The organism is Haloferax sp. YSSS75 (genome assembly GCF_046764215.1).
Lineage (GTDB): Archaea > Halobacteriota > Halobacteria > Halobacteriales > Haloferacaceae > Haloferax.
In genome coordinates this window covers 339,394-358,173 of record NZ_CP177207.1, presented here as the reverse complement: position 1 = coordinate 358,173, position 18,780 = coordinate 339,394, and the positions used below count along the sequence as shown (strand labels likewise).

Here is an 18,780-nt window from a genome sequence, read left to right as displayed (position 1 = left end):
ACTACAGTTATTCGTCGTCGACTACGGTTACTCGTCGCCGAGGGTGTGCGCGACGACCGAAACGCCGTCGACGTCGTCCAGAGCGTCGAGAACAGTCCCGAGATGGTCGGGACCGCTCCCCTCCAACCCAACTTCGACCGGGACGCGATTCGGCCTCCCCTCGGCAGAACGGCCGACTCGTTCGACGCCGTCGAGTTCGGCACCGTGTTCTTCGACTGTCTCGGTTACTGCACCGAGGGCAGTTGGCCACCCATCGAGTTCGAGGCGGGCGTCGACGTAGCGTCCGAGGTGCTGGAGGCCGAGGCGGGTGAGTTCTCCGTGGTCGGTGAGATTGACGTTCCCGCCCGAGACGACGGCGGCGACGCGCTCTCCATCGACGTCGATTGCGCCAGAGAGGAGCGCGGCGACCGGTGCGGCGCCTGCTGTCTCCACGACTGTCTTCGCGCGTTCAGCGAGGAGCGTCGTCGCGACGGCCAAGTCGGTGTCGCTCACAGAGACCACGTCGTCGACGCGTTCGCGCACGACGGCGAACGTCTGTTCGAGGAGTCGCGCATCTGCGATGCCCTCTGCGACGGTGTCGATGTCCGAGAGCATCCGAATCTCGTCTGCCTCCAGCGATGGCTTGGCGTGTGCGGCACCCTCGGGTTGGACGCCGACCACGCGGACGTCTGCGTCGAACGCCTTCACTGCGGTGGCGATACCCGAAATGAGGCCGCCGCCACCGATAGAGACTACTACGGTGTCGACGTCGGGGGTGTCCTCGATAATCTCCAGTCCGACCGTCCCCTGTCCGGCGATGACGTTCTCGTCGTCGAACGGGTGGACGAACTCTCTGCCCTCGTCGTCGGCGACGTCGAGCGCGTACTCGTAGGAGTCTTCGTATATCTCGCCTTCGACGACGACGTCTGCGCCGTACCCACGAGTCGCTTCGATTTTCGCCGCCGGCGTTATCTCCGGGACGACGATTTTCGTGTCGATATCGAGCAACTTGCCGGCGAGTGCGACGCCCTGTGCGTGGTTTCCGGCGCTCGACGCGACGACGCCCCGGTCTTTGACTGTCGACGGGAGTTGCGCCATCGCGTTGTACGCACCTCGTATCTTGAACGACCCGGTCCGCTGCATGTTCTCCAGTTTGAGGTCCACCCGTGCCGCGCCGCTTCGACGGGCTATCGTGGTCGAACTGTCGAGCGGTGTCCGGTGGACGACATCCGAGAGTCGGTCTGCTGCCGCCTCTATCTCGGCGAGCGTGACGACGTCCGACGCCCGTGGTGTCGTCTCTCCCGTCACCGGGTCCGGAGTCATGGATGGTCTGCAGCGACAGACAGAATGGCGTTCGTGAGCACCGAGACACCCATGTCGAGACTTCGCTCGTCCACGTCGAATCGCGGAGTGTGGTGACTCGTCGGGTGGTCGGTTCCGACGATGCTGTAACACGCGAGGCCACCGTCTTCCTGAACGCGCTCCATGAGGAACGTCGCGTCTTCGCTCGCGCCGAAGTCAGCAGTCGGAACGACCCGTTCGACGCCGTCGATTCCGTCGGCAGCGTCGGCGACGACGTCGACGAGTTCGGGGTCACTGTCCGCGCGCGGACTCTCGCTCACCACGTCCACAGTCGCCTCACAGTCGTGCATCTCTGCGGCCGTCTCGAACTTCTTTCTGAGTTCTCGTTTGGCGTACTCCATCAGTTCCGTCGTCTCACCACGGGCCTCGGCGATTGCTTCGACGTCTTCGGCGATGACGTTACTCGCCGTCCCGCCTTCGACGCGTCCGACGTTGACGCGGGTCATCCCGTCTGAGTGTCGGGGAATCGCGTAGACGTTTCCGATTGCGGTTCCGAGTGCCTGAATCGCGTTTTTCCCCTCCTCGGGTGCCTTCCCAGCGTGGGCGGAGTCACCCTCGATTTCGACGTCGATGTGACACATCGCGAGCGGACGTTCGATGCCGGCGACGACTTCCCCCGTCGGATGGTCGAGGCCGACGTGGACCGCGAAGAAGTAGTCGATATTCGCGGCGTACTCGCTTTTCGCCATCGGGGCACCACCGCCCGAAATCTCTTCGGCGGGTTGGAAGAACACGACGAGGCGCCCGGAGAACTCGCTCTGCTTGATGGCTTCGAGCGTCGCCAGTCCCCACGTCATGTGGGTGTCGTGCCCGCAGGCGTGCATCGTTTCACCCGTCTCGGACCGGAAGCCCTCGTCGGCGGGGGTGTGGCCCTCGGTGTCTGCTTCGTCGATGTACAGACCGTCGATGTCGACGCGCAGGCCGACGGTCGGACCGTCTCCCTGTTCTAAGACGGCCACACAGCCAGTGTTTCCGCCGTCCATCTGTGCCACGAGGGATGGGTCGGCACCTCGTTCGAGTGCCCGTTCGGACCACCTGTCGAGAACCTCGTCCTTCGGAACGGCCATCCGGTCGGCCGGGTCGTACGCGTCGGGCCCGATGGCGAGTTCGTCGACACCGATATCGCGTAGTTCTTCGACGAGTCGTGCAGTCGTCCAGAACTCACACCACCCCGGTTCGGGGTACCGATGCAAGTCGCGGCGAAGCTCCGCTAGTCGTGCTCGGACAGCGTCGGCCATGTGTGTGGCTACCACGCTCCAAGCACTTAATGATAAACGATATCCGTGGATACCAAATACACAAAAGGACTAAGGTGGGTCCTCGTCATCGGTCTATCAGAGATGCGTCGGCAGGGTCGTCCACGGAACCGGGGCCGTCGAGACCCTGCGTCCGACGTACCACACCACACATGACAGAGACAGACGTCGTCGTCCTCCGCGAGGGGACGGAAGGCCTATCGATGGAATCGTACGCAGATGCGCTCCGCGAGCGACTCACCGACCGGACGGTGACGCTGGCGCGAACGCCCAAACAGGAACGCGAACTCGTGCCCGACGCCCGCGTCGTCACCGGAATCACGATAGACGAAGCCCTGTTGGACCGCGCCGAGCGACTCGAACTGTTCGCCTGTACGTTCGCCGGCACCGACCACGTCCCGATGGGCGCACTCGCAGACCACGGTGTCGCAGTCACGAACGCCGGCGGCATTCACGCGCCCGGCATCGCCGAACAGGCAATCGGCAACATGCTCGTCTTCGCACGCCGTCTTCACGAAGGCTGGCGGCGGAAACAGCAGTCCGAGTGGCGGCACTTCCAGTCGCACGAGTTCACCGACAGTACGGTGACCGTCGTCGGACTCGGGTCTATCGGTCAGGCAATCGTCCAGCGACTGCAGGGATTCGACGTCGAGACTATCGGTATCCGATACACGCCGTCGAAAGGCGGCCCGACAGACGAGGTGGCCGGATTCGACGACGACGCAATCCACGACGCACTCGCCCGAAGCGAGTACGTCGTCCTCGCGTGCCCGCTCAACGACCTGACGCGAGGGCTCATCGGCGAAGACGAGTTCGCGACGATGCGAACCGACGCCGTCCTCGTCAACACTGCCCGGGGTGGAATCGTCGATACCGACGCACTGGTCTCGGCGCTCCAGTCGAACAAGATTCGCGGCGCGGCACTCGACGTGACCGACCCCGAACCACTCCCCGAAGACCACCCGCTCTGGAATCTCGAAAACTGTCTCATCACGCCACACACGGGCGGTCACACCCCGAAACACTGGGACCGACTCGCCGACATCGTCGCGACGAATCTCGACCGACTCGACGGTGGCGAGGCGCTCGAAAATCAGGTGCTCGCCCCCGACACGAACTGAGTACCGATGGCGACACAGGACTTCGAGGACGAACGACGACCGAGTCGAGACGAACGCGCCGAATACGATTACACCGGTGGCGATACCCCGCGTCGAGGACTCGTCGACGACATCTCGAAACTCGTCGATGGCGACGTTCGGTTCGACGAGTACACCCGCCAGTTGTACGCGACTGACGCGTCGGCGTACGAAGTGCTGCCAATCGGCGTCGTCATGCCGAAATCGACTGCAGACGTCGCCGCAGTCGTCTCGTACTGCGCCGACCGTGAGATTCCGGTCTTGCCACGAGGCGGCGGGACGAGTCTCGCAGGACAGGCCGTCAACGAAGCAGTCGTCCTCGACTTCTCGCGGTACATGGACGACGTGGTGGCGGTGGACGCGGAGACGGCCACGGCGACTGCGGAGGCCGGAACCGTCCTCGCCGACGTGAACGCGGCGGCGGCCGAATACGGACTCACGTTCGGCCCCGACCCTGCTGCTGGAGACCGGAGTGTCCTCGGCGGCGCGATTGGAAACAATTCGACCGGTGCGCACTCGCTCGTCTACGGGAAGACAGACCACTACGTCGAAGAGTGCGAAGTCGTCCTCGCGGATGGAACCGTTCACACGTTCGGTAAAATCGACGTCGACGAACTGAGAGCGAAGGCGGACCCCGACGCCGACGCGTGGGGCCCCGACGGCCCGCCGAGCCCACTCCTGCCACGAATTCACGCCGAAATCGTCAGGATTCTCGACGAAGAGACGGCCGAAATCGACGCCAGATACCCAGAGTTGAAGCGCAACGTCTCCGGCTACAACCTCGACTTGCTGGTCGCCGAGGCACGTGGTGAGCGACCGACCGCCGACGGGTCGGGTATCGACCCCGCGAGCGAACCCGGGACGGTCAATCTCGCCCGATTGTTGGCCGGGAGTGAGGGAACGCTCGCAATCGTCACCGAGGCGACTGTCTCGCTCGAACCGGTTCCAGAGACCAAAGCCGTCGCGTTGCTCACCTACGAAGACGTCTTCGACGCCGCCGCCGACGTCGCACCGATACTCGACCACGACCCGGCGGCGGTCGAACTCATCGACGACGTGCTCATCGACCTGGCGCTCGACACGGCCGAGTTTCACGACGTGGCCGCCTCCCTTCCCGATGGCACACGCGGGGCGTTGCTCGTCGAGTTCTACGCCGAGTCAGATGCCGACGGCAGACAACAAGTCGCCGACCTCTTGGGTGCCCGCGCACCGTCAGTGACGCCCGACGCAGACCCTGCAGACGGTGTCGAACCCGCAGCAGACGCCCGCGCGTTCGACGCACTCGAAGCACACGACGCGAGTTCCCGGGCCGACCTGTGGAGGATGCGGAAAGCCGCCGCGCCCATCTTACTCTCCAGAACCACCGACGAGAAACACATCTCGTTCATCGAAGACTGCGCAGTCCCCGCCGAACGACTGCCCGACTACGTCGAACGATTCCGTGAGGTTATCGACGACCACGACGCCAACACGAGTTTCTACGCTCACGCCGGCCCGGGGGTCCTGCACGTCCGCCCCCTCGTCAACACGAAGACAGTCGATGGTCTCGACTCGTTCGAAACTATCGCCGACGAGATTACGGATTTCGTCGTCGACGTGGGCGGGTCTGTCTCCGGCGAACACGGGGACGGCAGAGCACGAACCCAGTGGAACCGGAAACTGTACGGCGACCACCTCTGGTCCGTCTTTCGCGACCTGAAGTCGGCGTTCGACCCCGACTGGCTTCTGAACCCGGGACAGGTCTGTGGCGACGTCTCGATGACCGAGAACCTCCGGTTCGACCCGGAGTACGAGTTCGACCCCTCGTTCGATACTGAACTTCAGTGGGACACCGAAAACGGATTTCAGGGGATGGTCGAACTCTGCCACGGCTGTGGTGGCTGTCGCGGTGACCAGGAGACCCGTGGTGGCGTGATGTGTCCGACGTATCGCGCCGCAGACGAAGAGAGTCTCTCGACCCGCGGCAGAGCGAACATGCTCCGTCACGCGATGGCTGGTGACCTCTCGGAGGACGCACACGACGTGGCGTTCATGCGGGAGGTTCTCGACCTGTGTGTCGGGTGCAAGGGCTGTAAACACGACTGCCCGAGCGAAGTCGACATGGCGAAACTCAAAGCCGAAGTCGAGCACGCACACCACGAGGAACACGGTGCGAGTCTCCGCGACCACCTGTTCGCGGAGGTGGATACTCTCAACGAACTCGGGTCGCGTCTCGCACCGCTGTCGAACTGGGTCGCGAACCTCCCGGGTGCGGGAGTCGTCTCAGAGCGTCTGCTCGGCATCGCCAGCGAACGCTCGCTCCCGACGTTCCACCGCGAGTCGCTGGAAGACTGGTTCGAAGCGCGCGGCGGGTGTCGAGTCGACGCTGCGGACGCCGACGAGATGGTGTTACTGTTCCCCGACACCTACACGAACTACAACCACCCTGCGGCGGGGAAAGCTACCGTTCGCACGCTCGAAGCAGCGGGCGTCCACGTCGCTCTCCCCGACGACGTTACGTCGACCGGTCGCCCCGCACACTCGAAGGGATTCCTGGACCGCTCGCGAAACCGTGCTGCGACCAACGTCGCCGCCCTCGCCCCGCGTATCGAGGAGGGATGGGACGTGGTTCTCGTGGAACCGTCAGACGCGGTGATGCTCCAGTCGGATTACCGTGACTTGCTCGGTGGCGACACTACCGAATCGGGAGTGTCTCACGACGCCGACTCCGTCTCCGACGAGATGGTGGACGCGGTTGCGGCGAACACCTACGGCGTCATGGAGTACCTCGACACCAAGCGACTCGACGAACGACTGTCGTTTGCGACGCCGGACGAACAGCTGACCTATCACGGCCACTGCCACCAGAAGGCGACGCGGAAAGACCACCACGCTGTCGGCGTCCTTCGGCGTGCTGGCTACGACGTGGACCCACTCGATTCGGGGTGCTGTGGGATGGCCGGGTCGTTCGGCTACGAGGCCGAACATTACTCGATGAGTGAGGCAATCGGCGAGATACTCTTCGGACAGGTCGAAGCGAGCGACGGCGACGTCGTCGTCGCCCCCGGTGCATCTTGTCGGACGCAACTCGAAGACCGGAGTGACGCGGCGGCAGAACCACCGCATCCAATCGAGAAACTGGCCGAGGTGCTCGTTCGGTAAGCCTCGAAATTGGGGGCGGATACACAGTTCCCGTGGTCGGAGTACACAAAAATTTTTTACAGTTGGTTCACCACTATTTGATAGAGGTTCACATGCCAAGCGCCGTCTTCGATAGCAGCGAGTACGAAAGACGCATCGCCCGGACGAAAGAGCGGATGGCAGAGCGAGAACTGGACGCACTGTTCGTGAGCGACCCCGCGAACATGAATTACCTCACTGGCTACGACGGATGGTCGTTCTACGTCCATCAAGGCGTCGTCGTCACACAGGACCGCGACGAACCGGTGTGGGTGGGCCGAGACATGGACGGCAACGGGGCGCGTGCGACTACCAGTCTCGGAGAAGAGAGTATCCGGCCGTACAGCGACGACCACGTGCAGTCGCCACACGACCTGCACCCGATGGACTTCGTCGCGGCGGTCCTCGAAGACCTGGGGGTGGCAGACGGTCGAATCGGCCTCGAGATGGACGCGTACTACTTCACCGCGAAGTCGTACACGCGTCTCCAACAGAACCTGCCCGAGGCAGAGTTCGAAGATACGACGCTGCTCGTGAACTGGGTTCGCATCAAGAAGTCCGACGCGGAACTGGAGTACATGCGCCAGGCCGCACGCATCTCCGAGAACGCGATGGACGCCGGACTCGACACCATCGCGGAAGGTGTCCCGGAGTACGAGGCGGCCGAGGCCATCTACTCGACGCTCATCGACGGCACGGAGGAGTACGGCGGCGACTACCCGTCTATCGTCCCGCTGATGCCGTCGGGTGACCACACTGGCACACCCCACCTGACGTGGACGGACCGCCGATTCGAAAACGGTGACCCGGTCATCATCGAACTCTCGGGGTGTCGACACCGGTATCACTCACCGCTCGCTCGAACGACGTACGTCGGCGACCCACCGGAGGAGATGCAGTATCGGGCGGAAATCGTCGTCGAAGGAATCGAAGCGGCGTTGGACGCCGCCGAACCGGGTGTCACCGCCGAAGCAGTCGAGAAAGCGTGGCGAGACACCATCGCCAAGTACGACATCGAGAAGAAGGACCGCATCGGCTACTCGATGGGCCTCGGCTACCCACCGGACTGGGGCGAACACACGGCGAGTCTCCGTCCGGGCGACGAGACGGTACTCGAAGAGAACATGACGTTCCACATGATTCCCGGCCTCTGGTTCGACGACTTCGGCGTCGAACTGAGCGAGACGTTCGTCGTCACGTCGAACGGGGCGGAGACGCTCGCGAACTTCCCGCGCGAACTGTTCAGCACCTGACTCCCGACGGAACTTCCCGACAGGCCTCGAATCGGTGGAATACGTCTGTCGTACTCTTTTCGGTTGATGTGATTGCAGAAGTGGACAGTAGTCACGCCAGTTCGGGGGCGAAGAACGTGAAGACAGAGTCGATTCTATTCTGACAGTCGATATTTGATTGATATGTCTGAAGGAGATAATACTCGATGTTCGTATATATGTTGATTGTTCAGGCAGAATTTTTTGAAACCGAATGATACGATGCTGGTCTACCTATCTCGAATCATCGTCTGTTGACTTGTCTACTGCCTGGATACGTGAGCTGAGTGAGTATACACAATCGAGTGAATATGTGGGGGTGTCACAGACCGACGTTTCTCGTTCATCTATCTAACGAATAACGAACGCTGATGTGTCAGATACTAAAGGGACATATCTCGTGAGGGGCCGGTCGGCTGTCGTTCATCTTCTACACGACAGACCCCTCGTTCGTTGGCTCTCGATTTCTGATACGCTTGTTGTCACTTCTTTATCTCGGAGTGCGTCTGGTTCTGCATGGGATACTACGCCAACGCCGATGACCGTCGTGAGGGTGGGTTGTTTCCAGCGTACGGCCCCATCGACTCGCTCCTGAGCTTCGTCGTGTTCTACGTCTTCGTAGACAGGGCTACGCCGACTGTCGTCGAGGTGTTCACTGACATCGCCGGGGTATCTGCTTCGGCTGTCGAGTTCGCAACCGCCGCGTTTCTCTGGTTCATCCTCGTGGTAACACTGGTCGATATCGTTCGCCGGCAATTCGCAGCGGTCGGAATGGGGTCCCAAAACAGCGTCGAACAGGTCACGCGACAGCGTGGCGTTCCGTCCACGACGCGGATGCTCGTCTACGCTGCCGTCGTCGTCGTCGGCGGTGCCGTCGCCTCGTTGACGTTCGAACGCGCCGTCGACGCAGGTATCACGATGTTTCGAATCGTCGGCACACTCGACGTCACAGGGTTCGACGTGGTGTCGTTCGTCGTGATGGTTCTCTTCTTCGTCTCGTTCGGCGCGGCGACGCGTGCACTCGACAGACTCGTGATTGGCGTGGTTCGAGCAGTCGTCGCCGGGTGAGAGACCCCGCGACGGCAGCGAAGAGAGAGACTCGTCGCCTCAGAGCCCCGATTTGAGGATGAGGTTCTTGTCGAGGAGGACGTCTAACACGAGCGGAACCACCACGGTGATGAGCATCAGCACCGTCGCCATCGCGTTAATCATCGGCGTGATGCTCGTCCGGACCATCGTGTAGATTTCGATGGGCGCAGTCGTCGTCGCGGGCTGGACCCAGAACTGCGTCGCGGTGAACTCACCGAAGCTGATGACGAACGCCAGCAGCATCCCTGCGGCGAGCCCCGGCGTGATGAGCGGCAGGGTCACCTCGAAGAACGTCTCCAGTTCGTTCGCACCGAGCGTCATAGCTGCTTCCTCGACGGCCCGGTCGAACCCGTAGAGTTGCGCCCGGACGGTGACGAAGATGTACGGCAGCACGAGCGTCGTGTGGCCTGCGATGAGCAACAGGTAGTTCTTCTCGAAGCCAATCTTCGTGAGGAACGCCGTCAGCGCCACACCGATGACGACCGGACTGATAATCATCGGCAGGAAGAGCACGCTCGACAGGACGTTCTTCCCGCGGAACGACCGACGGACGAACCCGAGGGCGGTGATGGTTCCGATGATGCCCGCACAAATCGACGCACCAAGTGCGACGATGAAACTGTTCTTCAGCGCCGCGAGCATCCGGTCGCTGTTGATGAACGCCTCGTACCACGTGAAGCTGAGGCCTTCGGGGGGGAACGTCGGGTACTTCGAGGGTTGGAACGAGATGATGACGACGGCGAGCAGCGGGAACAGCAGGAACAGGTACACTAACCCGGTCGTTCCCTTGATTGCCGACCAGCCGAGTTTGTCACGACTGCTCATTCCGCGTCACCTCCGAAGACTTCGTCGAGGCCAACGAACCGGTTGAACACGCTGATAATCGCGAACAGGACGACGAGGTAGACGACACCCATCGCGCTCGCGAGCGGCCAGTTGAGGTTCTGCCCGAACGTCGTCTCGATGAGGTTCGCGACCATTGTGTTCGACGGCGCACCGAGCAGTGCCGGTGCCATGTAACTCCCGACAGAGAGGATGAACACGAGGATGATGCCCGCGCTGACGCCCGGCATCGTCAGGGGGAGCGTCACCTCGTAGAACGTCCGGAGGGGCGTCGCGCCCATCGTCTTGGCACTCTCGATGAGCGAACTGTCGATTTCGTTCACGCTGTTGTATATGGGGAGTATCATGAACGGCAACAGTGCCTGCGTGAGGCCGGAGATGACGGCGAGTTCCGTGTAGAGGAAGCCGCCGATTTCGATACCGACCCACCCGAACATCGAGACGATGAGTCCCTTGTTCCCGAGGACGAGAATCCACGAGTAGTAGCGGATGATGAGCGGCACCCAGAAGGGCAGGACCACGAGGAGCAGGAACACCGCCTTCCACTTCGAGACGGTCCGCCCGAGGAAGTACGCCGGGATGTACCCGAGCAAGAGCGTGCCGATGGTGACGAACACGCCGTACTTGAGCGACTGGAACAGGATGGTCAGATACAGGTTCTTGAACGTCAACGAGGCGAGTTCGACGTTCTGCGTCAGGATGAACTCGTAGTTACTGAGCGTGAACGTCTGGATGATGACGCCGCCGGCACCGCGCTGCCAGAACGACAGGGTGACGATGTACAGCAGTGGGGCAAAGAGGAAAAAGAGCATCCACCCGAGTCCGACACCCGCCTGCGCGGTTGCGAGGATGCTCTCTCGACTGTTGATTCGGTCGAAGACGCCCGTAACCGTGTCTGAGCGGAGCACTGCCGTTCGGAGTCCGAACACCCGCTCTCGTAGGTCCTCGCCCTCGAAGGCGCTCGATGGGACGTTCGGCCGTGCCGATTCCTGCTCGCTGCTCATACGACTCCTCCCTCGGGAGCGTCTTCGACGAGGAGGAGTTTCTCCTCGGGAATAGTGATGTAGACGTCGTCGCCTGCTTCGTATTCGTCGACACCGGTGAAGCCGTGTTCTGCGACGGTAATCTCTTCGCCCGTCGAGAGCGTACAGAAGAACAGCGTCTTCTCACCGAGATAACTGACTGTCGAGACTGTCGCCTCCAGTTCGTTCGCCATGCCGGTCGGTGCTTTCGAGATACTGAGTTTCTCTGCCCGGAGGAACGCGAGCGCTGGCGTGTTCTCGGCGAGGTCACGATTCGCCGATTCGAGCGTGATGCCCGACTCGGTTCGCAGCGAGACACCGTCGTCGGAGGCGGTGACGGTACCCGAGAGTTTCGTCGACTGGCCGATGAACTCACCGACGAACTCGGATTGCGGATTCTCGTAGATGTCGAGCGGGCTTCCCTGCTGGGACAGTTCACCTTCGTCGAGGACGATGACGCGGTCGGACAACGAGAACGCCTCCATCTGGTCGTGGGTGACGTAAATCGTCGTGATACCGATTTCCTCCTGGATACGCTCTAACTCGATACGCATCTTCTGTCTGAGGACACGGTCGAGTGCCGACAGCGGTTCGTCCATCAGGAGGACGTTCGGTTCGAACACGAGGGCACGCGCGAGGGCGACGCGCTGTTGTTGGCCACCGGAGAGTTCGGTCGGCGAGCGGTCCATCATGCCCGGCAGTCGGACCATCTCCAGTGCGTCTGCGACTCGTTCACGCCGTTCTTCTTTCCCGACGCCGCGCATCTTCAGCGGGAACCCGACGTTCTCACCCACCGTCTTGTGCGGGAACAGCGCGTAGTGCTGGAACACCATCCCGATGTCGCGTTCGTACGGGGGTTGTTCCGTCACTACCTCACCACCAATCTCGATAGTTCCCGCTGTCGGCGTTTCGAGTCCGGCTATCATGCGGAGCGTCGTCGTCTTCCCGCACCCCGAGGGACCGAGAAGCGAGACGAACTCACCGCGCTCTGCTTCGAAACTAACGTCGTCGACAGCGAGGACGTCACCAAACGATTTCGTGACACCGGAGATTTGTACGTAGCTCATGATTATATGGGGTATATTGTGTATGGAAATAAGCGGCCGTCGTAGACAGCTTAGTAGTTCCCGAGCTTGATTTGCTCGAAGGTCTGCGACCACTCTTGATTGTGCTGGTTCTTGAACTCCATGTCCTGGAACAAGAGACGCTCGCCACCAGATGGGTCGAAGTCAGGGAGCGCCTCCACAGCGCTCGACTTGACCTTGGTCGCCGGCGGATAGCCAATCTCCGGAGCCAGATTCTTGATGATATCGTCTCGGTAGGCGAACTCGATGAACTTCTCTGCCGTGTAGCGGTTCTTCGAGCCTTTCGCGATTGCCAGCGTGTCGGTGAACCCGTAGGCACCTTCCTTCGGGATGCCGTACTTGAGGTTGTCGAAGCCTTCGTCCTGCAGCGAGAGGATACGTCCACCCCACGCCTCACCGACGTAGGCCGACTCGTTGGAGAACAGCGAGGTCAGTTCCTGGCCACTCGTCCAGTACTTCTTGACGAGTGGGTGTTGTTCTGCCATCGCGTCGTACACCTTCTTGACACCCTCCTCGTAGGACCCGGTGTCACCGACCATCTTGTTCGGGTTCATGCCGAGTTTGAGCGCCGTCGTGAACACACGGACGTACGGGACTCCTTCGATGGCGACTTTCCCTTTGAATTCCTCCTCAAAAGTGAGGTCCCACGAGAGGCCGTTCGAGGCGTCGACGTAGTCGCTGTTGTAGGCCATCCCGATGGTACCGTAGTACAGCGGTGCGACGTGGGCCTTCTGACCGGGGTCGATGTTGAAGTCTTGGAAGACCGGCATCAGGTTCGACCAGGTCTCGATGTTGTCGAGACGAAGTGGTTCGACGAGGCCCTGCTTTGATGCGGCGTAGGACGTCGACGTCGAGGGCATGATGACGTCGTACGAACCTTCGGGGCTGGACCGAACGTTCGCGAGCATCTTGTCCTGTCCACCGAAACTCGATTGCTCGACAGTGACGCCGTACTCCTCTTCGAACGGCTCGATGACGTGCTTCGTCAGCGCCTCCTGCGTGGACCCACCCCACGAGTAGAATTTCAGCGTGTCGGAGAGCTCTTCGCTCTCGGACGTGGAGTCTGCCTCCGTGGCCTCCGAGTCGCCAGAATCGTCGCCACCCGAGGCAGTCGTCTCGCTTGAATCACTGCCACTACTCCCTGTGCACCCGGCTAACGCCGCTGAACCGACCGTCGCTGACGCCCCAGTGGCCTTGAGGAACGAACGGCGGTTGAGTCTCTCTATCATGCTACGTGGGGCAATCCCATTGGCGACACTTAAATTTTTCGCGCTAAAGTGGACCCAGTAGAATTATTTGCTCTGTAATTCGCTAGAATTCTAAAAATGGTCGCTGATTAATGGAGCGGGTTGAATATGGGTCTCACTTTATAGCTTATATGAGATTCGGATGTTTGCCGTCGAGTTTCAGCATCTCTTCGATTTCGAAGTCGCCCGGGTGCTCGTCGAACCGCTTCGGATTCCACTCCGGGAAGTCGCTTTCACCCTCACAGACGACGTCGGCAACTGCCTTCCCGACTGCAGGTGACCGCATGAACCCGTGTCCCTGTAACCCGGCAGCGACGACGACGTCGTCCGGCCCAGTTTCGCCCCCGGGTTCGTACAGCGGGTAGCCAACGAGTGGTCTGCCGTCGGGCGTCGCGGTACAGAGCCCTGCCCACGCGTTTTGAATCCCGACGTCTTCGACGGGGAGACGGCGCTCGACGACGTCGCTCGTCTCCACGAGGAACTCGAAATCCGCAGTCTGTGTGTACCCGTCTGGGTCTGACTCGACTTCCTCGGTGCCGTCGCCGACGAGCAATCCCCCGCTCTGTTCTGACCGGAAGTAGACGCCCTCGTGTGCGTCGTAGATCGTCCCGATATCGAAATCGACGGGCGTCGTGACGAGTGCCTGTGCGCGATACGGTTTCACCGGCACCTCGATGTCGGCCAACTTCGCGACACGGCGTGACCAGGGGCCTGCCGCGAGGACGACGACGTCTGTCTCTATCGGTTCCGCCTCGGTTTGGACGATTGGAGACGACGTCCGGTCGATACCGGTCACTTTCGTCCCGGGGCGGTAGTCGACGCCGAGTTCCTTCGCTTCCGAGAGGAGCGTCGTGGTAAACGTGTGTGGGTCTGCGTATCCGTCGTCGGGGCAGTACGTCCCGACGGACACCGCATCGAGACCCAGTGTTGGGTAGACGTCGCCGATTTCGTCGGGTTCGAGGAGGCGAACGTCTGCTCCTTCGCTGCGTTGCATCGACACCTCCTGTTCGAAGGCTGGTCGCTCCGTTTCGGTCCCCGTTCGGAGGAATCCCACCTCGTGGTAGGTGAAGTGGTTGTCGGACGCAGACAGGTCACGAAAGAAGTCGATGCTGTACTCCATCGCCCGAACGTCTGCGGGTTCGTGGAGTTGTGAGAAGACCAACCCACCTGCCTTCCCAGTCGTCTCCCCTGCTGCGTGCCCTTTGTCCAGCAGGGTCACCTCTACACCTCGGTCTGTGAGGTGGTACGCGGCGCTGACGCCTATCGCACCCGCCCCGATAATCGTCACATGTGTCATGTGTCCCCTTGCCAGCCCGTACTCGGCGTTTTACGTTATCTAATACACACTATTTATTGATTGTCTTGTCCGGGAGAAATGGTTAAACGAGTCGCTTCCGAGCCTCTGCCTAGAGAGACTGCGGGAAGCTACCCCCGCGTCGATTGCACGATGGATACAATACGAGTTGCTGTTGTCGGTGGCGGAATCGTCGGTTCGAGCGTCGCGTATCATCTCGGCGCCGACCCGAGTACGGAAGTGACCGTCTTCGAGCGAGGTGAACTCGCCGGGGAGACGACGGCGGCCTCTGGCGCGTTCGTTGGCCTCTGGGGAGACGAACCGCCGGCGTACCGCCGCCTCAAAGAGTACGGCGTCCGCCTCTACAACGACTTTTTGGCCGACCCACGGGCGAACTCGTCGTACACGTACGCTCCGCGTTTGGGAATCGCGTCTACGCGCGAGGGCGCGAGTGAGTTGCAGGCCGCCGCCGCGACACGGGAGTGCGTTCGCGGACGTGCCGAGTACGTTCCCGGTGAGCGACTCGACGCGGAACTTCTCCATCCCGGAATCGACACCGCGAACGTCGAAGGCGCCATATACCGACCGAACCTCGGGTTTCTCGACGCGACGGAACTCGCCGCGGAGTTCGTCGAGCGAGCGCGAGAGCGCGGTGTCCGTTTCGAGACGGAGACGACAATCGAAGACGTGACCACTGACGACGGCGCTGTCACCGGCGTCGTCGCGGACGGAGACCACCGGTCGTTCGACGCCGTCGTCGCTGCTGCCGGACCGTGGAACAGGCAGATTGCCGACTTCGTCGGCATCGACGTACCCATCCGACAGACACTCGGTCCGATTCTCGTCTTCGAACCGGAGACGCTCGTCCCGTACGACACGTTCAGCGTCAAGCACGTCGAATCTGGTGTCTACTTCCGACAGCAACCGGACGGGACTGTCTTCGCCGGCCACTACCCCGGCGGGTACGAGGACGCAGGACGTGAACTCGACCCAGACGACGTTCCGACGACTGTCCCGTCTGACATTCGAGAGAAGATTCGACGCGTCGTCGAGACGTACTTCCCGTGGGTCGAAGGTGCCCCCGTCGTCGACGAATGGGTCGGTGTCCGGTCGTTGACGCCCGACGCCGGCGCGATAGCCGGTTGGACGAGCGTCGAAGGATTCTACGCGACGGGATTCAACGCCGCCGGTATCCAACTCGCCCCGGTCATCGGGCACGTCGTGGCGGAACAACTGCTTCGAGGCAATCCAACCGAGTACTACGACGCGGTGAGACTCTCGCGCTTCGCTGGTCACGGTGACGTCTTCAGAAGTTGGGACGACTGAGTCCCAGATGCCAGACCGTCTGTCGCGTGTCTACTCGGTGATGCGACTCGTCGCGTTCGCGACGACCTGTGCCGTCTCGACGACTTCGTCGAGGTAGACGTACTCACCAGTCCCGTGGACGTTCGCACCGTCGGGGCCGACGATGACCGTCGGAATCTCTGCACGGCCACCGAGGTGGTTGAAGTCGCCGACACTCGAGAAGTATCCCACGTCGGGTTCGGTGTCGAACAGGTCGCGCATACTCTCGAAGAACGGCGTGACGAGCGGGTGGTCTTCGTCCGTGGTGTACGGTTGGAAGTACAGGTCGGGTTCCGGTGCCTCGCGGAGAGAGATGTCCACCTCGCTCTCTATGTCTAACCGGTCGACTGCTCGCCGTGCGTCTTCGAGGACGGACTCCGCCGTCTCACCGGGGACGACGTGGCGGTCGATTTCCATCTCACAGTAGTCGGGTACGGAGAGGGGTTCGCCGCCGCCCGCGATGGACAGGACACAGACCGACCCGGACCCGAGTTTCGGATGGCTTCCGAGTTCCATCTCCGAGATGGCCTCTGCGACGCGTCCCGCGTCGAGGACGGCGTTGACACCGTTGTCGGGTTGCGACCCGTGTGCGGCCTTTCCAGTGACCGAAATCTCGTAGAGGAACCGGCCTCGCGCACCGAGGACGATAGCGGGGTTCTCGATGTCCTGTTGGGTAATCGTCGGCGCAGGTTCGGTGACGACGGCGACGTCGCAGTCGTCGGTGAGGCCGTCACGGATGGCCGCGTCGGTGCCGAGTCCGAACGGACCCTCTTCGTCTACGACGGCGGTGAGGACGACGTCGCCCTTCAGGTCACGCTCTGCGAGCGCCTCGAACGCGACGAGAATCGCGGCGAGGCCACCCTTCATGTCGCAGGCACCCTGTCCGTACAGTTTTCCGTCCTCGATACGACCCGAAGTGGGGTCTTCCGTCCATCCATCGACGTGCTGGACGGTGTCCATATGTCCGTTGAGGAGGACCGTCGGTGCATCCGGGTCTGACCCCTCGATTCGGGCGACGACGTTGTCGCCTTCGAATCCCGTGATGTCGGGTTCGCTCACGTGGTGGTACTCTGGGTCGAGGCCCCGTTCGTCCAACCACTCGTAGATGTAGGTGGCAATCTCCTCTTCTTCGAAGAAGGGACTGGGAATCTGGACGAGGTCCTGTAACAGCGTGGTGGTCTCGTCGGCGTCTATCTCACTGGCGATATCTGTCTCTGTCTCTGTCTCGGTCGGTGTGTCGGAAGACATTGTAGGAAAACGTGAGTTGGTTACTCCAGCGCGTCGGCGAGTGCGTCGGCGAAGATTTCGACACCCGTCGTCGCTTGCTCTTTCGTGATTGTCAGCGGCGGTGCGAAGCGGACGGTGCTCTGGCCACAGGGGAGAATCATCAGACCGTGTTCCCACGCCGTGTGCATGACCGCCTCGGAGAGGTCACCGTCGTGTTCGCCCGTCTCGGGGTCGACGAACTCGGCACCAATCATCAGGCCGAGACCACGTACGTCGGCGATTTGTGGGTACTCGTCGGCGAGTGCTCGCAGTTCGGACTTGAGGTGCTCTCCGACCGCTGTCGCGTTTTCGAGGAGGTTCTCCTCTTCGATGACGTCGATGACGGCGTTGGACGCTGCGGCGACGACAGGGTTGCCGTGGTAGGTGCTCGCATGAGTTCCTTTCCCCCACGTCATCACGTCTTCTTTGGCGACCATCGCGGACATCGGGAGGCCGTTGGCGATACCTTTGCCCATCAGCGTGATGTCGGGTTCGACGTCCCAGTGGTCCATCCCGAACCACTGACCGGTGCGCCCGAATCCGGCCTGCACTTCGTCGGCGATGAGGAGGATACCGTGGTCGTCTGCGAACTCGCGGAGTTTCTGGTGGAACCCCTCCGGCGGGACGACGTAACCACCTTCGCCCTGGACGGGTTCGACGACGATGCCCGCAATCTCGTCGACGGGCACACGCGTCCGAATCAGGTCTTCGAGCGCGTCGAACGTGGCGTCCATCGCTTCTTCTTCACCGCCGTACTTCGACGGTTTCGGATACGGGATGTGGTCGACGCCCGGCACGAGGGGACCGAACCCGCGTTTGTATTTGTTCTTACTCGCGGTGAGCGAGAGCGCACCCATCGTCCGCCCGTGGAACGCACCCTCGAAGGCGATAAAGCGGTGGCGGCCCGTGTGGTGTCGCGCCAGTTTCATCCCCGCTTCGACTGCTTCGGCACCGCTGTTCCCGAAGAACACCTTCTTCGGAGAGTTACCCGGTGCGATGGCCTCCAGACGCTCCGCGAGGCGCGTCGGTTCCGGCGAGTAGTAATCACAGAACGCGGGGTGGATGAGCTTGTCGAGTTGGTCTTTCGCTGCCTCGGCAACCTTCGGGTGGCGGTGACCGACGTTCGTCACGGCGATACCGCTGGCGAAGTCCCAGAACGTGTTTCCGTCCACGTCTGTCACGGTGATTCCCTGTGCACTCTCGACTGCGAGCGGATACGCACGCGGGGAACTGGGCGAGATGACCTCACCGTCTGCGTCGACGAGTTCTTTCGCCTTCGGCCCCGGCAAGTCCGTCACGATGTTCGGCCCATCGGTCGGCAGGTTGTCTTGCTTGCTCATGACACGGCCACTGTTGTGCTGTGTATTAAATTATAGGGATAAAATTGGAACAGTTAGAACATGCCGTCGGGTAAATTGGTTAAA

14 protein-coding genes are annotated in these 18,780 nt (G+C 61.6%); 5 read left to right on the top strand and 9 right to left on the bottom strand.

Annotation, left to right across the window (positions count from 1 at the left end):
* Window positions 1–27 precede the first annotated feature (27 nt).
* Window positions 28–1,302: a threonine ammonia-lyase gene (gene ilvA / locus ACK3R5_RS17545; RefSeq protein ID WP_411968766.1), complete on the bottom strand. Its 1,275-nt coding sequence runs from the start codon at window positions 1,300–1,302 to the stop codon at window positions 28–30.
* On the bottom strand, window positions 1,299–2,579 hold the full coding sequence (locus ACK3R5_RS17540; protein ID WP_411966069.1) for an amidohydrolase: 1,281 nt from the start codon (window positions 2,577–2,579) through the stop codon (window positions 1,299–1,301). The genes ilvA and ACK3R5_RS17540 overlap by 4 nt, the downstream gene beginning before the upstream one ends.
* 170 nt (window positions 2,580–2,749) lie before the next feature.
* Here ACK3R5_RS17540 and ACK3R5_RS17535 point away from each other — a divergent pair, with 170 nt between their 5' ends.
* From ACK3R5_RS17535 to ACK3R5_RS17520, 4 genes are all read left to right on the top strand, one after another.
* Window positions 2,750–3,718, top strand: coding sequence for an NAD(P)-dependent oxidoreductase (locus tag ACK3R5_RS17535; protein WP_411968765.1), 969 nt, complete (start codon window positions 2,750–2,752; stop codon window positions 3,716–3,718).
* 6 nt (window positions 3,719–3,724) lie between these two features.
* Window positions 3,725–6,877 (top strand): FAD-binding and (Fe-S)-binding domain-containing protein, encoded by a 3,153-nt coding sequence (locus ACK3R5_RS17530; protein WP_411968764.1) that lies wholly within the window; start codon window positions 3,725–3,727, stop codon window positions 6,875–6,877.
* Between the two features lie 92 nt (window positions 6,878–6,969).
* Window positions 6,970–8,148: a M24 family metallopeptidase gene (locus tag ACK3R5_RS17525; protein ID WP_411968763.1), complete on the top strand. Its 1,179-nt coding sequence runs from the start codon at window positions 6,970–6,972 to the stop codon at window positions 8,146–8,148.
* Window positions 8,149–8,682: 534 nt separating this feature from the next.
* Window positions 8,683–9,234 (top strand): hypothetical protein, encoded by a 552-nt coding sequence (locus ACK3R5_RS17520; RefSeq protein WP_411968762.1) that lies wholly within the window; start codon window positions 8,683–8,685, stop codon window positions 9,232–9,234.
* A gap of 39 nt (window positions 9,235–9,273) precedes the next feature.
* Here ACK3R5_RS17520 and ACK3R5_RS17515 read toward each other — a convergent pair whose 3' ends face one another.
* The 5 genes from ACK3R5_RS17515 to ACK3R5_RS17495 form a co-directional block, all read right to left on the bottom strand.
* Window positions 9,274–10,080 (bottom strand): ABC transporter permease, encoded by an 807-nt coding sequence (locus ACK3R5_RS17515; RefSeq protein ID WP_411966074.1) that lies wholly within the window; start codon window positions 10,078–10,080, stop codon window positions 9,274–9,276.
* Window positions 10,077–11,102 (bottom strand): ABC transporter permease, encoded by a 1,026-nt coding sequence (locus ACK3R5_RS17510; protein WP_411966075.1) that lies wholly within the window; start codon window positions 11,100–11,102, stop codon window positions 10,077–10,079. The genes ACK3R5_RS17515 and ACK3R5_RS17510 overlap by 4 nt, the downstream gene beginning before the upstream one ends.
* Window positions 11,099–12,187: an ABC transporter ATP-binding protein gene (locus tag ACK3R5_RS17505; RefSeq protein WP_411966076.1), complete on the bottom strand. Its 1,089-nt coding sequence runs from the start codon at window positions 12,185–12,187 to the stop codon at window positions 11,099–11,101. The genes ACK3R5_RS17510 and ACK3R5_RS17505 overlap by 4 nt, the downstream gene beginning before the upstream one ends.
* A gap of 50 nt (window positions 12,188–12,237) precedes the next feature.
* Entirely contained in the window at window positions 12,238–13,434 is a 1,197-nt protein-coding gene (locus tag ACK3R5_RS17500) for an ABC transporter substrate-binding protein (protein ID WP_411966077.1), read from the bottom strand.
* Window positions 13,435–13,579: 145 nt separating this feature from the next.
* The gene (locus tag ACK3R5_RS17495; RefSeq protein WP_411968761.1) at window positions 13,580–14,749 is read right to left on the bottom strand and encodes an NAD(P)/FAD-dependent oxidoreductase; all 1,170 of its coding nucleotides are present in this window, start codon (window positions 14,747–14,749) and stop codon (window positions 13,580–13,582) included.
* A 150-nt stretch (window positions 14,750–14,899) separates the two neighbouring features.
* On the opposite strand from ACK3R5_RS17495, the gene ACK3R5_RS17490 reads away from it, so the two are divergent.
* On the top strand, window positions 14,900–16,072 hold the full coding sequence (locus tag ACK3R5_RS17490) for an NAD(P)/FAD-dependent oxidoreductase (RefSeq protein ID WP_411968760.1): 1,173 nt from the start codon (window positions 14,900–14,902) through the stop codon (window positions 16,070–16,072).
* Between the two features lie 30 nt (window positions 16,073–16,102).
* Here the strand turns inward: ACK3R5_RS17490 and ACK3R5_RS17485 are convergent, their stop codons facing one another.
* Window positions 16,103–17,338, bottom strand: a complete 1,236-nt coding sequence (locus ACK3R5_RS17485) for a M20 family metallopeptidase (RefSeq protein ID WP_411968759.1) — start codon at window positions 17,336–17,338, stop codon at window positions 16,103–16,105.
* Window positions 17,339–17,358: 20 nt separating this feature from the next.
* The gene (locus ACK3R5_RS17480; RefSeq protein ID WP_411968758.1) at window positions 17,359–18,696 is read right to left on the bottom strand and encodes an acetyl ornithine aminotransferase family protein; all 1,338 of its coding nucleotides are present in this window, start codon (window positions 18,694–18,696) and stop codon (window positions 17,359–17,361) included.
* Window positions 18,697–18,780: the final 84 nt, after the last annotated feature.

Excerpts from the sequence above, each read along its gene's own strand:
- ilvA (WP_411968766.1), bottom strand. The coding sequence starts at position 1,302 with ATGACTCCGGACCCGGTGACGGGAGAGACGACACCACGGGCGTCGGAC.
- ACK3R5_RS17540 (WP_411966069.1), bottom strand. The coding sequence starts at position 2,579 with ATGGCCGACGCTGTCCGAGCACGACTAGCGGAGCTTCGCCGCGACTTG.
- ACK3R5_RS17535 (WP_411968765.1), top strand. The coding sequence starts at position 2,750 with ATGACAGAGACAGACGTCGTCGTCCTCCGCGAGGGGACGGAAGGCCTA.
- ACK3R5_RS17530 (WP_411968764.1), top strand. The coding sequence starts at position 3,725 with ATGGCGACACAGGACTTCGAGGACGAACGACGACCGAGTCGAGACGAA.
- ACK3R5_RS17525 (WP_411968763.1), top strand. The coding sequence starts at position 6,970 with ATGCCAAGCGCCGTCTTCGATAGCAGCGAGTACGAAAGACGCATCGCC.
- ACK3R5_RS17520 (WP_411968762.1), top strand. The coding sequence starts at position 8,683 with ATGGGATACTACGCCAACGCCGATGACCGTCGTGAGGGTGGGTTGTTT.
- ACK3R5_RS17515 (WP_411966074.1), bottom strand. The coding sequence starts at position 10,080 with ATGAGCAGTCGTGACAAACTCGGCTGGTCGGCAATCAAGGGAACGACC.
- ACK3R5_RS17510 (WP_411966075.1), bottom strand. The coding sequence starts at position 11,102 with ATGAGCAGCGAGCAGGAATCGGCACGGCCGAACGTCCCATCGAGCGCC.
- ACK3R5_RS17505 (WP_411966076.1), bottom strand. The coding sequence starts at position 12,187 with ATGAGCTACGTACAAATCTCCGGTGTCACGAAATCGTTTGGTGACGTC.
- ACK3R5_RS17500 (WP_411966077.1), bottom strand. The coding sequence starts at position 13,434 with ATGATAGAGAGACTCAACCGCCGTTCGTTCCTCAAGGCCACTGGGGCG.
- ACK3R5_RS17495 (WP_411968761.1), bottom strand. The coding sequence starts at position 14,749 with ATGACACATGTGACGATTATCGGGGCGGGTGCGATAGGCGTCAGCGCC.
- ACK3R5_RS17490 (WP_411968760.1), top strand. The coding sequence starts at position 14,900 with ATGGATACAATACGAGTTGCTGTTGTCGGTGGCGGAATCGTCGGTTCG.
- ACK3R5_RS17485 (WP_411968759.1), bottom strand. The coding sequence starts at position 17,338 with ATGTCTTCCGACACACCGACCGAGACAGAGACAGAGACAGATATCGCC.
- ACK3R5_RS17480 (WP_411968758.1), bottom strand. The coding sequence starts at position 18,696 with ATGAGCAAGCAAGACAACCTGCCGACCGATGGGCCGAACATCGTGACG.